We start from the raw sequence: 16,413 nt of genomic DNA on the forward strand, positions 1-16,413 counted from the left end.
GAAAAGCAAGGGGTTTGGAACTACTGGTACAGTAGAAGTGGAAATATACTTGCGCTCTCTAAGAGCAGGATACAAGAGGAGTGAAGCAATGCAGGGGCATGACAGCAGATGGACACGAAGGCAGTTCCTGGCCGTAGCGGGCATCAGTACAGGGCTGACTGTTCTAGGAGGCTGTGCGCCGTTCCCTGAGACATCGCCCCCCAGTGTCACCCCAAAACCAAGCGGAAGAGTCCAGGAGTATACACTTGACGCAAAAGAGGACTCAATAACAATCAATGGGAAGCCAGTAAAAACATGGATCTATAGTGCAGGAGCACTTTCATTGCCTCAATTACGCGTGCGAGAAGGCGATACACTACGCGTCAAACTGACCAACAAACTGCCACAGGATACCACCATTCACTGGCATGGTCTGACGCTTGATAACAAAATGGACGGCGTTCCAGATCTCACGCAATCCCCAGTTGCCCGCAATCAAACCTTCACCTATGAATTCACGGCTCCCTTCTCTGGTACCTATTATTATTCCTCGTTTGTTGGCACGCAGGCAGATCGTTTCCTCTATGGACCGCTGATTATTGATCCAGCAAACGAGCAGCGTAACTTCGACTACGAATTTATCATTATGCTTGACGATTGGATCGATGGCGTCGCAGGCTCACCGGATGATGCACTCAAAAAGCTACAATCGGGCGGCATCACCACAACAAGCGCAGTGAAAGGCGAGAGCGCCCCGGATCTCAACTACCCGCTCTATCTGATCAATGGAACAAGCGCAGAGACGCCCTATGAGATGACGATTAAGAACAACAGCAGACTGTTGCTCCGCTTCATCAACGCGGCGGCTTCAACTATTTTTCACGTCGCGCTTCAGGGACATCGAATGCAGGTCACGCATGCAGATGGACACGAGATCGCTCCGGTTGAGGTGGATGCACTGCGTATCGGCATGGGTGAGCGCTACGACACTATTGTTACAGCCAACCATCCGGGCGTATGGCAACTGGCCGCACGTGTCGAGGGCACCCAAAAAACCATGACGCGAGCACTCCTGCGCTATCAGGGAGAGAAAGCAAAGGCTCCACCCGCCGATGCGCTTCCAGCCGAGCTTTCGCGGCAAACTCTGCAATATAGCATGCTCAAAGCGGGCCCAGGCGTCGCGGTCATGCCCAACAGACAACCCGATACGGTGACCCAGATCCAACTGAACGGCGATCCAAAAAAGTATACATGGACCATCAACGGCGAGCGTTACCCGAATGTCACGCCCATTTCGGTCGCAAAGGGCAACCTGATCCGGTTTGAGATCCAGAATCAAAGTCCGCTCCCACAACCGATGCATCTTCACGGACAACTCTTCCAGCTCGATAACGGCACCGGTCACGGCCCCCTCAAAGACACCGTGCTGATCGATCCCGGCCAGAAGCTTGCCATTCTCTGGACAGCGAGCAATCCCGGACAATGGGCCTTCCACAGCAACAACGTCTATCATCGAGCCAGTGGAATGCTCGGCGTGGTGAAGGTCGAGTAGCAAGCGGTCGACCTTCATCCTGCCCTTGCATACTTAATCCTTGATACGATCCTCTTTCATCTCGTCCAGAATGATAGCAATCGCGACAATAAACGGTCCGTCAATCTCGGGAGCAGTATCAACGGTATAGCTATCACCAAAGATGGCGAACTCGCGGCTGACATGACCGAGAACACGACCATACTGATCGACAATCTCAAAATCCCATTCCTTAAAATTGCCGCGTACCTGGAGCACGACGCTATCCCTGGTCACGATCTCGAAACGAGCTCCATGCGTCGCCTCGTGCTTCCGATGGATCGTCGCGACCTCGGCATCTCCCTTAAACAACTCATACTGGCGCGTATCGGCCAGGACCCGCTGCTTGACACGCATCACCTCCTCGCCAGTCTGCTTATCATACATCGTGAAGTGATCGCCAATACTGATGAGTCTCGCCTTCACTTCATAGAGCACTTCGCCGTTATCCCCTCGCACGGTAAAGTTGTCACCCAGGGGAAAGATCCATTCTTTGACATGATAACGCATTTTCGTACTTTCCTTGCATTCTTTCTCGAAATAACTGGATGGCCGTCCTCTGGCCTCACCTCAAGTGTACCATTACCGTCGATTTCAGGGTAGCGCACCTGCCCGATTGTCACCAGACCCTTTTCATGATTTCTCGGCGCCAGAAGCCACTCTCCCTGCTTTCAAAAAAGAATACAGGTACTATCTGGCTCTCGCGATGGAGCCCAATTCATATCACCTTCTCGCATGGAACGAACAGTATATGCAGCATAAAAACGATTCCTCATAAGCTCCATTTCGATCACAGCGACTGCTTGTTCGGCTATGGCTCAGGTTGCGCTTGATAGCACAAACATGACATAATAATTGATTATTTCTCTATTCTTCATTTCAGTCCTCAACAACGGTTGTGGATTGCAGCAAGGCCCATCTGCACAGGGAATATCTGGCAACGCGGCAGTGTTCGAGCGCGTTATCAAACTTCCCACATGTAATTTCGTTTCACATTTGACTTTTCACTTGTTGCTTTATTTGTTTCAATCCTGAATGTAAGCTTGATTTCAATCCTGGAAAGAGGTGTACCCCATGAAAATAGGGTTCAGTACGCTATCCTGCCCGGCCTGGACACTTGAACAAACCATCAAGGCGGCCCTGGAGTTCGGCTACACTGGCGTTGAGCTTCGCCTGCTCGACGGAGAGGTGCTTGACCCCCTACAGGACCGACAGAAAATCATCGACGCGGTTGCAGCTTTCCGCGCTGCAAAGATCGAGGTCTGCTGCCTGGATACCTCCTGTCGACTCAATCAGCCAGACGAAGAGCAGCAAAATCAGATGCTGACCGAGCTTCGCGCCTGGATCGCCCTTGCGCAGGAAGTAGAAGTCCCGTTGCTCCGTGTTTTTGGTGGCATGACCCCCACAAACATCACGCCCACACCCACAGAGGAGCAGGAAGACGAACGGGTTCTCTCGTCCTTCCAGCACATCACGCCGGACGCCGAAGCCGCGAATGTCACCATTGCGCTGGAAACCCATGACGCATTCAGTTCCTCTCGGCGCATCGCCCGCATTCTCGCAAAGGTTCCTTCGCCCAACATTGGCGTGATCTGGGATAGCCATCACCCTTTTCGTGTGGGCGAAACAGCCGAAGAGGTATACCAAAACCTGGGACCGCGCATCGTCCATACCCACGTCAAGGATGCCGTTCAGACAACTGAGGGCACATGGGATCTTGTCTTGCTTGGTGACGGTGAAGTTCCGGTCGAAGAGATGCTGATTCAGCTCAAGACGCACGGATATAATGGTTGGGTCGTCGTTGAATGGGAAAAGAAATGGCATCCCGAGATCCCCGATCCTGAGTTCGCGCTTCCACAGCATATGTCCTACCTTTCCACCCTTCTGCCTGCTCTCGACACGCTTCGTTAACCGCAGCAAACGCTCATCAGAAGGCAATCAAGCCCGACATTTTTCACTCGATGAGCAAAGGGAAACGGGGGACGCTTCCGGGAGTAGCTTGCACCTGCAAGTCACCTCGAGAGCAGCACCCCGATTCCTCGCGAAATGGAAACAATAACATCCGACATCCTCCGCAATCGCACGCGCACTTCTCGCTCTGAACCTGTGTTCGATATGCGCTTATCATACGCCTCATCAACATATATGTCAATACTTTGCGACAAATTTGCGACAAATATCATACCAGCAGGAAAAGTATCACTGAACTAACAAACCGGAAAAAGGAGAACAATGTGCTACAATGTAATCCATGATGGAGTGGAAGAAAAATCAGCATTTCCTTTCGCCCGGCTTTCCAGGCCAGCTCAGGATATTGAAACCGACAGATCGACATAGTATGATATGAGCTAAAAATGAAACAGCGAGGGAACATGCAGCCACTCTTTACCGCACTCGTGCAGGGATTTCTGCTCGGCGCCAGTCTCATTATTGCAATAGGAGCACAAAATGCGTTTGTGCTGAGACAGGGTCTGAAAAGACAGCATGTTTTTATCACCGCAGCCCTTTGCACCCTATGCGATATCATTTTGATTCTTCTGGGCGTAGGAGGGCTTGGAACCCTTATTACCAGTATTCCCATTCTGAGCATGATTGCGACCTGGGGTGGCGCCGCATTTTTGCTCTTCTACGGCTTTCGCTCGTTTCGCTCCGTCTTCCAGAACAACGAGGGGCTTGAAATGGGCAAAGCGGCGGCAGTGGTGCGCGTTCGCGATACAGTGCTTGCGGTCCTCGCCTTCAGCCTGCTCAACCCGCATGTCTATCTGGATACAGTCGTTCTGATAGGAAGCATTAGCACCCATTATCAGGGGATACAGCGCGCCTGGTTTGCGGTTGGCGCTATGTGTGCCTCGCTCTCCTGGTTTTTCTCGCTGGCCTATGGAGCCGCGTGGCTGGCCCCGTTATTCCGCCGTCCGCTGGCATGGAAAATCCTTGATGGCCTGATCGGTTGTGTGATGTGGGGTATTGCCTTCTCGCTCATCTGGTCAGCATTTCCGCACTGAGCAACCAGGTTCAGGAGCGCGGTTTCATCATCCTGAAAGCGCATGGAAAGAACACTGATCCATGAAACCACGCTCACAAACAGCTCAACAAGCAGCGTGTCAACGCGATCGAGAATGGAACTCCTGTACCACGTCTCCCCAGGCGTTTTCCTGGGTTTCATGATAGCGCCCATCTGTATACTCGGCGATCACCTTGCGCCAGAACGCCTGGGCGGGAAGATTACCCGCTTCCTGCTTCACCTTCCAGCGACCAGGGAACTCATCAAAGATTCGACAGGCAACCATGCGCCCGATGCCCTGCTTGCGATATTTCCGTAATACAAAAAATTCAGCGATACTATGCGTTGGCTGTCCATCGAGACGGCGCACCAGGACAAAGCCAGCCAGACGGCCATTCACCCGAATCAAAAAAGGATAGCGCCCCGGCTCAATCCAATAATGATCGAGATAGGTATAATCAAACAGGCCATGCTCGTTGACATCCTCACCGTCAAACTCGCTATAATCATACTGGCAGAGCTCCATCAGATGGCGCAACACAATTTTCTGATCAGCCGATGCTCTTTGCAATTCTACCTGCATAAGACAGGCCCTCCCCCCTTTTGTTTCCATGCCCTACAAGCTTACAACACACTCCATTGTCTTGGGAAGAGGCACAAGCCAAAAGAACCCCCCGCGATCTCCGACAGCCATTCCAGGCGGCTTTACAGGGAGGCCCGTTTCTTTTTCCATTCCTGGCGTTTAAAAATGGACGGACTACCCGTTTTAATTTGAATGGGTTACCCATCCAGAATTGAACGGCTCTCCCGGGGTTACCCGTTCAAAATTAGACGGGATACCCGTTTAAAATTAGACGGCTCTCCCGGGGTTACCCGTCCAAAATTAAACGCAACATAGAATCTTATTATACATAAACTCTATTACACAGAATGCGAGAGAGAGAATCTCTTTCTGGCGTTTACAAATGGATGCCTGACACACAGAAGCAGGATATAAAAAACACAGAATGCGAGAGAAAGAGGGTATTGACAGCTCAGGTATACTATGTACATACGCTCATCTTTACGCATTCGCACTCGCGCTCAGCTTTTCTTGCTTCAATATGAATTTTGCGCTTGACGACAGTTTTTGATGAAGAGGCTCACTGGAGGAGGAGGGAGGCCACCAAAAGAGAGAAAGGTGCAGCAGATATAATCCACTGCACCCCTACACACGTTCTAGCTGCGATCGAAAAACTCCTCGCGACTGGCAGGATCAGGCCGTTGAGCCAGAGCCATCGCCGAGAGATAGGGATCAGAGCGAGCAAGCAACTGATTCGCCTCATATGCAATTGCACGATAATTGATATGACCGCCCGGGCGCACACGCTGCCTGGTCATATAGAGCGCTTGCTTCGGATCCCCATGCATCCAGAGGTCAACGCGATGAGCAAGCGGCAACAGGTTCAACACGAACGAGTAATCTATGGTCGAGCCGCACGTCTCTGTCACCTGCTCAATGAACGCCTGCAAGCGAGCATAATATGTTGTAAGGTCGCGCTCAAAGGCAGTTCGGAACTCGGCAAAGGCGGGAATCTCCGTCAGATAGAGCGGTAGCCCAAAGCCATGACCCAGAATCTGCTGAACTGTCTCGCGGCTCAACGGCTCGCCAAAGAGCAGCGGAAGCGGGAAAAAGCGACCCCAGGCACGATGTCGATTCAGGTCGCGCAGCTCACCGAGGAAGCTTTCAACCACAAGCGTCATCCTGGTCGTGCGCGCAAAGCTCGGCAGCTCGTTATAGTTCGTATGATCCGCGAAGAGGCAGGCGCTTATCTGGCGGCGCACCTCATCAGCGCATGAATGAACCCATTGCAGCAGGGCCTCGCGCTCAAGGCCGGGCCAGAGCACGAGCAGGTATTGCGCAACCATGCGTTCCGCCTCGGTGTAGTGTGCATCCAGCAGAACCACGCGTTGTGAAACGCAGGTCGGTTCTTGTTGTTGTATTGGCACGCTTTGCAATAGATCTGTCTTCTGCTCGATAAACTGCTTGAGCGCCTGAATATTCCGTCCTGCGGTCAGCGCAGGATCAGTATGCCGAATCAGACTCGGAGCCTCTGCCCGGTAGTGCAGCACCTCTTCCTCTTCACGAGAAGGAGCAAGCAGCCGCTCGATCTGCTCCGCGACCCTATGATAGTACGGCAAAGGCGATGCCTTCAGTTCGGCAAGGATCCGCGACCAATCACGCGCCGAGGTCTCAAAGGAAAGCCCGCTCCACTGGCCCAACAGCAGGAAGGAGCGCACACAATCGAGCACTCGCGAGGTCAGCGCGTTCTTCTGCTGCTTATCAGTCATATCGACAGCATAAAACTGCTCGAACGCACGCAGCAGGGTTTCTTTATGCTGTGTAAAAAGCATCAGCGACAGGCGACCGAGCTCTTGATAGGCCTCTTCCAGTCGCTCCATCTCCGGCCCCTGAACCGCAAGATAATGCTTCAGCGGGTGCAGGACAGCCCGGCCAAAAGCGGCTTGATACCGGGTCGATTTCTCCTGTCCGGAATTGATCGTGCCCTCTGAGAACAGCGCAAGACAGAGATGCATCGGCACGCGTCCCATATCGACCGCCAGGCGAGCCATATCGCCAACCGAGGCATGACCATACCCCCGAAACATCTCTTCAATCTTCTGGTCTGGATCGACACCCTTTTCGCCCATCTCATGCAAAATAGTCCAGGGCATCCCGGAGGCACGTGACTGGCGAGCTCCAGCCCAGGCACGGTGAGCTGCCGTGCGTCTCTCAGCGCTGGCAACTGTCGTTGTCACAACAGTGCCCGTTTCCACATCTTCCAGACAAATCAGGCGCAATCCCGTTACATCAGGTGCATAGGTAAACCAGCGATACGAGCCGCTGCAATACTCCTGTTCAACCGGGATCTCGGGCTTTTTCTTCCCGGGCGACTTCCGTTCCATTCGACTCCTCCAATCGCGCGCCACCCGGCCAGGGAAGCGCGGCACACAATTTTCGATTGTTCTCTTAGCAGCGCCGTTAAACAATCATTGTTTTAGCAACGCTATTGTAGAGGAGAAGGGCAAGAAGTGCAATCGCTTGCCGAAACAGAAACGCCCCATACGCTCCCCAATTTGGGAACGGAAACCCTTGACAAGGAATATATCCATGATTATACTTACCTGTAACCGCTACCGTAAACGGTTACGAGAACGGTTACGAGAGAGAAAATAGGAAAATTCTCTCAGAGCAACGGCGCTCTACTTGACAGAGAGGATAGAAGGCACACAATGGCTGATAAGGTAACGATTAATGACATTGCACGACTGGCAGGCGTGTCCAAAGCGACCGTTTCACGGGTGCTGAATCGCAAACCCGATGTCGATCCGGCAACGCGGGAGCGCATTCTGCACATCATCGAAGAACAAAGCTTTGTGCCAAATATGGCGGCATCAGGCCTGGCAGGCGGACAGAGTCGACTCATCGGTGTGCTTGTACCCTCACTCACCTGGCATTTTATCCCCTACATCATTCGTGGAGTCGCCGAGGCCGTAGCACAGACCTCATATGATCTGGTGCTCTATAGCATGAATGATCTGGAGCAGGACAAGAGTGACGCTCTTGCCCGCATCCTCACAACCAAGCTCACAGCGGGGCTGCTTGGCATCGTTCCAGGCCAATCGGCAAAGTATGTGACGCGGTTGCATAAACATGGCATGCCTATAGTAATCATCGACGACCAGATCCAACCACCGGCACATATTCCCTGGGTTGGTGTTGACAACCTTTCGGGCGCATACACGGCTGTCCGTCACCTCATTCGCCTCGGACATCGACGCATAGCCCACATACGCGGCCCGATGCGCAACCTCTGCTGCCAGGAGCGGCACCAGGGCTACTGCAAAGCCTTGCAGGAAGCGGGAATTACCCCCAACCCTGAATGGATTCTCGACGGAGATTTCACCTCGGAGGGCGGCGAAATAGCTGCACGCAAGCTGTTTGCTCTGCCACCAGAGAAAAGACCTACCGCCATTTTTGCCAGTAGCGATCCAACCGCTTACGGGATTATCTCAGCGGCAGAAGAAGCAGGTGTTCGCATCCCCGGTGATATTGCACTGGTCGGGTTTGACGATCTGGAAACTTCGGCCTATATTCGTCCCGGTTTGACAACAATCCGCCAACCCTTTGTTGAGATGGGGCGAAAGGCGATGGAGCTGCTCTTTTCGATGCTCAACACACAACCCTTGTCGAAACAGCCCCTGTTGCATCAGCCATTTGGTGCAGCCAATCAAACGGAAAGTGAGCCCGTACGCGTCTATCTTGATACTCGTTTAGTTGTACGCGCATCTTGCGGCGCCTCCCAGGGCCCTCAATCCTTTGCGCAAGCAGTCTAAGCTCCGCAGGAAAACCACAAAGCATTTGTACAGTTCAATATTTTGCCTTATGGATCAGGGTAGATCCATTCATCCTGTTGTTAGGTTAGAAGGACAGAGAGCGCTGATATCTATTCTTCAAGGAATGGACATCATGGATCTGACTTCGTATCAGGAGGTAATCTGTGTCAACGCACTCCTTATTTACACCGTTCAAACGGCCAAAGAAGGCCGCTCTACCAGGAATACTTCTGACCGCTATGATGCTGCTCACCATCATCCTGACAGCATGTGGCGGTGGCGCCAACAACAATAATTCGGCAAAAGGGAACCAGGCCCTGACGGTCGCTCCCTCTCCGCAGGGCGACTTCTCCAAAAACTTCAACCCGATTGCAGCGCAGCCGACCTATGGCACACAGGGCTATATCTTTGAGACGCTTCTGTACTTCAACCGCGTCAATGGCAGCATCAAGCCCTGGTTGGCTGAAGACTACAAGTTCTCTGACGATGCAAAAACGCTGACCTTTAAGCTTCGTCAAAATGTCAAATGGAATGACGGTCAACCGTTCACTGCTGAGGACGTGGTATTCACGCTTGAGCTACCCAAAAAGAACCCCGCAGCCGACACAGGCGGCCTGTGGACCTGGCTGAAAGATGTCACTATGGTCGACGCTCATACCGTCACTGTGACCCTCAAGCAGGCCTATACACCGATTCTGTGGCAGTTAGGTGGTTCGACCTACATACTGCCCAAACATGTCTGGGAAAAAGTGGACGACCCGATTAAATTTATCAATGACAATCCAGTCGGCACCGGTCCGTATAAGCTCAAATCCTTCACGCCTCAGCTCGTCACCCTGGCCAAGAATGACCAGTACTGGCAGGAAGGTAAGCCCCAGGTCAAAGAGATTCGGGTTGTGGCTTTCAGCTCCAACACTAACGCCGAACTGGCCCTGAGCCGAGGTGAGATCGACTGGACCGGCCTTTTCATCCCCGACATCGATAAAACGTTCGTCAGCAAAAATAAGGATCATCATCACTACTGGTTCCCGCCCTCGAACGTGATTGTGCTGTACATGAACCTGACAAAGGCCCCCTTCAATGATCTGAAAGTGCGTCAGGCGCTGAGCTACGCTATCGACCGAGCCCAGATCGTCAAAGATGCTGAGAACGGCTATACCGTGCCAGCCTCCCCGACCGGACTGGTACTGCCAAACGAGCAGAAGTATCTCGCCTCCGAGTACCAGAACCTTGAATTCAAGCAGGATATGGAGAAGGCAAAGCAGCTTCTGGAATCCGCTGGCTTCAAGAAGGGCTCCGACGGCATCTATGCTGGCCCCGATGGCAAGAAGCTTTCCTTCAACATCAACGTCGTTTCCGGTTGGACCGACTGGGTGACCGCCGCGCAGATCATCTCGAAGAATCTTAAAGAGCTGGGCATCCAGGCAAACGTGAACACGATCGCCTATAATGCATACTTCAACGCGCTCCAGCTCGGCACGTACGAGACCTCGATTAGCTGGACCAACAATGGGCCTACCCCGTACTTCCTGCTGGAGGGCCTGCTGCACAGCACCAGGTCAGCAGATATCGGCAAGGCCGCTGTCTCCAACTTCGAGCGCTGGAAAGATGCTGAGACCGACAAGCTCTTAGATCAGTATGCCACCACAACGAATGAGGACAAGCAGAAAGAGGCCATTCAGGGCATCCAGAAGATTATGGTAGAGAAGCTTCCGGTTGTGCCTCTGTTCTATGGTCCGACATGGTACGAGTACAACTCGTCCCGCTTCACTGGCTGGCCTGACAAGGACAATGCGTATTCGGTACCCGCTCCTTTCACGTATCCTGATGCAGCAGTGACCGTGCTGAACCTGAAGCCAGCACAATAAGCTGCGGTGTGGGGTACAGCACTGTATCCCACACTTTCCCCACTTCGGTGAAGTGACGCGAAAGGAGTTATGGGTATGCGACAATTACTACGTCGTCTGTTTTTCTATTTGCTCGCTTTTTGGGCCTCGCTGACACTCAACTTCTTTATTCCACGTCTGGCCCCGGGCAACCCCGCAGGCGCTATGCTGGCTCGCTTTCAGGGACGCCTGCCACCTGAAGCCGTGAATGCACTTCTCCTTCAGTTTGGAGTGACCAACGAGCCACTCTGGATGCAGTACATACATTATTTAAATAGTCTGCTCCACGGTGATCTTGGCCTTTCTATCACCTACTATCCAACGCCTGTTTCAGCCATGCTGGCGCAAGAGCTCCCGTGGACCATCGCGCTCGTCGGAACCTCGGTGCTCATCAGCTTTGCTGTTGGGACGCTGATCGGCATCATCATCGCCTGGAAACGCGGCTCGTGGCTTGATACCATTCTGCCACCGATTATGAACTTTCTTGCCGCGATACCATACTTCTGGCTGGCCCTCCTGACGCTCTACATCCTGGCCTATACCATGAACTGGTTTCCGATCAGTGGCGGCTATTCGCTCGGCATGCTACCTGAATTCTCGTTCGACTTCATCAGCGATGCCATCTCACATGGCATCCTGCCAGCGCTGACCATTGTTGTCTCGTCTGTTTCCGGCTGGATGCTCGGCATGCGCAACGCGATGATCACCACGCTTTCAGAAGACTACGTGCTGATGGCGCAGGCAAAGGGCCTGACACCTCGCCGCGTGATGGTGGCGTATGCGGCTCGAAACGCCATTCTGCCAAACCTGACCGGCTTTGCCCTGTCGCTCGGTTCCGTGGTTGGCGGCGCCCTGCTGACCGAGATGGTGTTCTCATACCCCGGCATCGGGTTCGCGCTGCTACAGGCAGTTCACAACTCAGATTACCCGCTTCTTCAGGCGATCTTCCTGCTTATCACGCTGACAGTGCTGGTCGCCAACCTGCTGGTTGATCTGATCTATCTGGTACTTGATCCGCGCACACGACAAGGATAGGGGGTAAAAAGAGCGTATGAGCCTGGGTACAACTGCACCGATACCAAATCAGCCCGAAGCGACTGCTGAAGCAACGCTCAAACAACCCGGCCGATTGAGCATGCGACTCGCTGATATCCGACGCCTGCTCACTCAGAACCCGAAAGTGCTGATTGGCGTCATCATTGTGGGCTTTTTTGTGCTGGTTGCCCTGATCGGACCACTACTGGTACAGAAGGATCCAACCTTCTCGTATCCCGATAAGCTGGCAGCACCGTCGGCTGAACACTGGTTTGGTACAACCAAGCTTGGCGAAGATGTCTTTACTCAGTTGATCTACGGTACGCGTTCCTCCATTCTCTGGGGCTTCCTGACCGGCATCTTCGTGACAGTCATTTCTGTTGTTGTTGGCCTGACCGCTGGCTATTTTGGCGGCCTGGTCGATGACATCATTTCGCTGATTATTAACGTTTTTCTTGTGCTACCCGCCTTTCCGCTGGCCGTCCTGATTGCGGCCTATATTCCGTTTAAAGGCTCGATTACCGTGACGATCGTGATCGCTCTGACAAGCTGGGCCTGGGGCGCACGTGTCCTTCGCGGACAAACCCTCTCGATGCGCAAACGGGACTTCATCGAGGCCGCCCGTTCCAGCGGCGAAAGCAGCTTTCACATCATCTTCTGGGAGATTCTCCCCAACCAACTGGCAATCATTGCCGCGAACATCATTGGCACGGTTGTGTATGTTATTCTCGCCGAGGCCGGCCTGGAATTCCTCGGCCTGGGCGATACCACTACCGTAAGCTGGGGCACCATGTTCTACTGGGCGCAGAACAACGATGCGCTCTTGCTGGGCGCGTGGTGGTGGTTCCTACCACCGGGCGTCTGCATTGCATTGCTTGGCGCTGGCCTTTCCTTGATCAACTTTGGAATCGATGAATACGCCGATCCGCGCCTGCGCCGGGAGCGCATTCCAAAAGCGATTCTGCGCAAACTCCGTATGCTCCAGAAGGGACAATAAAGCGCAACAGAGTCGTTTATCACAACGAAAGAACAAAGGGTTTTAATGACGATATGAGCACCACCAGGAATATCTTACTGACCGAAACCGAGCGCTCGCTTGCCGCCTCCTTCCCGGCCTCCTTCCACTGGGGAGCTGCAACCGCTTCCTATCAGATTGAGGGCGCGACCAGAGAAGATGGACGTGGCCCTTCCATCTGGGACGCCTTTTCCGAAACGCCCGGCAAGGTTTATCAGGGTCATACGGGTGAGGTTGCAGCCGACCACTATCACCGCATGGCTGAAGATGTCGCGCTGATGGCGAAACTCGGTCTGGATAGCTACCGCTTCTCGATTGCATGGCCGCGTATCCTGCCCAAAGGAACCGGAGCCATCAACGAGAAGGGGCTGGATTTCTATGATCGGCTGGTTGACGCCCTCCTTGCACATCAGATTCAGCCATATGTCACGCTCTATCACTGGGATCTTCCCCTGACGCTCCATCAGCGTGGCGGCTGGCTCTCGCGTGAAACCGCCTTCGCGTTCGCCGACTATGCCGAAATTGTCGCTCGTCGCCTCGGTGATCGCGTCAAGCACTGGATAACGCTGAATGAGCCGTGGTGCTCAGCCTATCTTGGCTATGCTGTCGGTGTGCACGCACCCGGTATGCAAGACAGACAGGCAGCAGTAAATGCCGGTCATCACCTCCTGCTCGCTCACGGGCTGGCTGTGCCACGCGTTCGGGCCGCTTCGCCTGATTGCAAGCTTGGTCTCGCGCTGAATCTCGGTCCCAGGTATCCCGGTGACGACCGCCCGGAGACCGCTCGTGACCTGGATCGAGCCGATATGTTCGCGAATCGCTGGCTGCTCGATCCGCTCTATCGTGGCAGTTATCCAGCACAGCTTTTCGAGCTGATGGAGCTGGACGCCCCTCCGATTGAAGAGGGCGACCTGACGATCATCTCGACACCAATCGATTTTCTGGGCCTCAACTACTACACCCGCGCCGTTGTGTACGGGCAGGAACAGCCACCACATCCGGACGCCTGCAAGGAGTCGAACCCCGCCGACGCCACATATACCGCGATGCAGTGGGAGATCTTCCCTCAGGGCCTGCGTGATATGCTCGTGCGCCTGCATCAGGAATACCATATTCCATCGCTGTACATTACCGAGAACGGCGCAGCCTTCAACGATACCTGGAATGGTGGCGAGACGATCAGCGATCCAGGGCGCGTCAGCTACCTGCGTGACCATATCGCAGCGGTTGCCGACGCGATTCGCGATGGCGCACCAGTTGATGGCTATTTCGTCTGGTCGCTCATGGACAACTTCGAGTGGGCCTACGGCTACGACAAGCGCTTCGGCATCGTCTACGTCGACTACGAGAGCCAGCAGCGCGTTATCAAGGAAAGCGGGCGCTGGTACGCGCAACATATTGCAGCCTTCCACGATATACATCGGCCCTTGTAACCTCCTTGAAGCAGTATCCGCATCCCTCGGGTGCTGCTTCCCTTTCTCCTCCTTCCAGCACAACTTTTCGACGTTCAGCACGTAGTATTTGTTCGTTTACTTGTCTGCTTGTTTATGTATCCAATCCTCAACCGTCACAGGAGTTGCTGCAAGTACTCAGCATAGACAAGTTAGCTCGATAGATACAGGTGATCGTGTTTTGGAGCTTGAAAGCATGCTTTCTCGCCTTCACTTCACTCACTTCTGTTTATATCAGATTGCGCGTCTTCAATCAAGAACAAAAGTACCTTAGTACCAGGAACAATTTTCAAAGAAAGAGTCGATTTAGCAAGAAAGGAATATTCCCTAAAAGGAACTGCATAGCAAGCATACAGACGCCAGAGTAGCTTTAGAGGCCCGCTAATAGCTCTTTCATGCAGAGGAGAGGAAAGCCATACAGAAGAGGCCTCCTCTCGCTACAGAAGCTCGTTTACCGTCCATTAAAGCGCGGGGACTCCTTTGCCTTAAACGCTTCATAAAAGCGGCGATGATCCTCACCCATCAACAGGAGCGCCTGCGCCTGCGCCTCTACCTCAAGCGCCGAAGTCAGGTCCATATGCTGCTCTTGATTCAGCAGCCGCTTTGTCATTGCAAGCGCAAACGTCGGCCCCTGAGCCAGTCGCGAGGCCCATTCCCGCGCCGTCGAAAGCAGCTCTGTATGGGGGACAACCCGATTCACCAGGCCGTAGCGCTCAGCCGTCGCCGCGTCTATCGTATCGCCGAAATACAACAGCTCGCTTGCTCGGCCCATCCCAACAACACGCGGCAACAGATAGGCCGCTCCCATGTCCGCCCCGGTCAGCCCAACCTTCGAGAAGAGAAACGCGATTCGTGCCCTCTCCGAGGCCAGACGCAGATCAGAAGCCAACGCAAGCACAGCCCCGGCTCCTGCCGTCATTCCGTTCAATGCCGCGATAATGGGCTTCTCAAGCATCCGCATATTGTGTACGACTTCTCCGGTCATCCTCGTAAAATCAAGGTGCGCCTTCATATCGCGTTGCAGCAGTTCCCCGATGATTTTATGCACATCTCCGCCCGAACAGAAGCCCTCGCCGGCTCCCGTCAAAATCACAACCTGCACGCCGTCGTTCCGCCTCAGATCAGCAAAGAGATCCCGCAGTTGCGCATACACCTCGAACGTCAGCGCGTTCATCACCTCAGGCCGATTCAGGGTAATCGTTGCGACGCTATCCTGCACCTCGTAGAGAAAGTCATAGCTCATCAGTTCCCTCTTTTCTATGACATAACCGCTCCACCATCAAGATTAATGGCCTGCCCTGTAATACCTTTACTGATGTCTTGAGCAAGATACAGCGCGAGCCCGGCAACCTCATCAGGCTCGATTAACCGTTGTTGTGGACTCATCTTTGCCAGCGTTGCCCGTATCTCCTGTTCTGTTTTTCCGGTCAGTCTCATCATATTCTGAACGTTTCCGTCGGTCATCGGCGTATCAACATAACCGGGACAGATCGCGTTAACGGTGATGTTATAGGGAAGCAATTCGGCAGCGAGCGCTCTTGTCAGGCCCAGAACGCCGTGTTTTGAGGCTGTATATGCCGCGATATAACGATCTCCAATACGCGACGCAATTGAGGCAATCGTGATAATGCGCCCGCTCTTCTGAGCGATAAAACGGGGAACAAAGGCTTTACAGACATAGTAGACGCTGGTCAGGTTGATCGCAAGCATGCGGTGCCAGAGCTCGTCAGGGTGATCCAGAAACTTATGGCTTCCGGCATTTCCGGCATTATTAACCAGAATATCACAGCCTCCCAGGCCAGACGCCAGCGTTTCGGCCATATGGCGTACCTGCTCGGGGTTGGTCACATCGCAGGTAACGGCCAGGCTTCGGCGCCCCATCGCCTCGATCTCGTGAACCAGCGTATCCAGATCCGCTGCCGTGCGAGCTGTGACACCCACATCAGCACCCGCCCGAGCAAGCGTCAGCGCGATACTGCGCCCGATGCCGCGGCCCGCCCCTGTGACGACCGCTCGCTTGCCTTGCAACGGCGCGTACACCTCGTTCGCCATACCTGTTTCTCCTCTCTCAAAATAATCGTTGCTTTCTCACTCTATGG

Annotated in this window: 13 protein-coding genes; 8 read left to right on the forward strand and 5 right to left on the reverse strand. The window is 53.7% G+C overall.

Features of this window, described 5'->3' with window-relative positions:
• Nucleotides 1-88: 88 nt before the first annotated feature.
• Nucleotides 89-1,531, forward strand: coding sequence for a multicopper oxidase family protein (locus KTH_RS02315; protein ID WP_170142601.1), 1,443 nt, complete (start codon nt 89-91; stop codon nt 1,529-1,531).
• A gap of 33 nt (nt 1,532-1,564) precedes the next feature.
• Here KTH_RS02315 and KTH_RS02320 read toward each other — a convergent pair whose 3' ends face one another.
• Entirely contained in the window at nt 1,565-2,059 is a 495-nt protein-coding gene (locus tag KTH_RS02320; RefSeq protein WP_111322794.1) for an LURP-one-related/scramblase family protein, read from the reverse strand.
• 564 nt (nt 2,060-2,623) lie between these two features.
• Here KTH_RS02320 and KTH_RS02325 point away from each other — a divergent pair.
• On the forward strand, nt 2,624-3,460 hold the full coding sequence (locus tag KTH_RS02325; protein ID WP_111322796.1) for a sugar phosphate isomerase/epimerase family protein: 837 nt from the start codon (nt 2,624-2,626) through the stop codon (nt 3,458-3,460).
• Between the two features lie 443 nt (nt 3,461-3,903).
• Complete coding sequence (locus KTH_RS02330; RefSeq protein ID WP_246046269.1) at nt 3,904-4,551, forward strand: LysE/ArgO family amino acid transporter; 648 nt, start codon at nt 3,904-3,906, stop codon at nt 4,549-4,551.
• Between the two features lie 99 nt (nt 4,552-4,650).
• Here KTH_RS02330 and KTH_RS02335 read toward each other — a convergent pair whose 3' ends face one another.
• Entirely contained in the window at nt 4,651-5,133 is a 483-nt protein-coding gene (locus KTH_RS02335) for a GNAT family N-acetyltransferase (RefSeq protein ID WP_111322801.1), read from the reverse strand.
• A gap of 635 nt (nt 5,134-5,768) precedes the next feature.
• Nucleotides 5,769-7,496 carry a hypothetical protein gene (locus tag KTH_RS02340; RefSeq protein ID WP_111322803.1) on the reverse strand — a complete coding sequence of 576 codons (1,728 nt, stop codon included), beginning with the start codon at nt 7,494-7,496 and terminating at the stop codon, nt 5,769-5,771.
• A gap of 327 nt (nt 7,497-7,823) precedes the next feature.
• Here KTH_RS02340 and KTH_RS02345 point away from each other — a divergent pair, with 327 nt between their 5' ends.
• From KTH_RS02345 to KTH_RS02365, 5 genes are all read left to right on the forward strand, one after another.
• Nucleotides 7,824-8,927, forward strand: a complete 1,104-nt coding sequence (locus KTH_RS02345) for a LacI family DNA-binding transcriptional regulator (RefSeq protein WP_111322805.1) — start codon at nt 7,824-7,826, stop codon at nt 8,925-8,927.
• Between the two features lie 164 nt (nt 8,928-9,091).
• Nucleotides 9,092-10,795 carry an ABC transporter substrate-binding protein gene (locus tag KTH_RS02350; protein ID WP_246046268.1) on the forward strand — a complete coding sequence of 568 codons (1,704 nt, stop codon included), beginning with the start codon at nt 9,092-9,094 and terminating at the stop codon, nt 10,793-10,795.
• A gap of 75 nt (nt 10,796-10,870) precedes the next feature.
• Nucleotides 10,871-11,848, forward strand: a complete 978-nt coding sequence (locus KTH_RS02355; protein WP_111322809.1) for an ABC transporter permease — start codon at nt 10,871-10,873, stop codon at nt 11,846-11,848.
• Between the two features lie 16 nt (nt 11,849-11,864).
• Nucleotides 11,865-12,845 carry an ABC transporter permease gene (locus KTH_RS02360; RefSeq protein WP_111322811.1) on the forward strand — a complete coding sequence of 327 codons (981 nt, stop codon included), beginning with the start codon at nt 11,865-11,867 and terminating at the stop codon, nt 12,843-12,845.
• Nucleotides 12,846-12,898: 53 nt separating this feature from the next.
• The gene (locus tag KTH_RS02365) at nt 12,899-14,296 is read left to right on the forward strand and encodes a GH1 family beta-glucosidase (RefSeq protein ID WP_111322813.1); all 1,398 of its coding nucleotides are present in this window, start codon (nt 12,899-12,901) and stop codon (nt 14,294-14,296) included.
• Between the two features lie 469 nt (nt 14,297-14,765).
• On the opposite strand, the gene KTH_RS02370 is transcribed toward KTH_RS02365, so the two are convergent.
• Nucleotides 14,766-15,557: an enoyl-CoA hydratase family protein gene (locus KTH_RS02370; protein WP_111322815.1), complete on the reverse strand. Its 792-nt coding sequence runs from the start codon at nt 15,555-15,557 to the stop codon at nt 14,766-14,768.
• 14 nt (nt 15,558-15,571) lie between these two features.
• Entirely contained in the window at nt 15,572-16,366 is a 795-nt protein-coding gene (locus KTH_RS02375; protein ID WP_111322817.1) for an SDR family NAD(P)-dependent oxidoreductase, read from the reverse strand.
• Nucleotides 16,367-16,413 lie beyond the last annotated feature (47 nt).

It is taken from the genome of Thermosporothrix sp. COM3 (assembly GCF_059696735.1).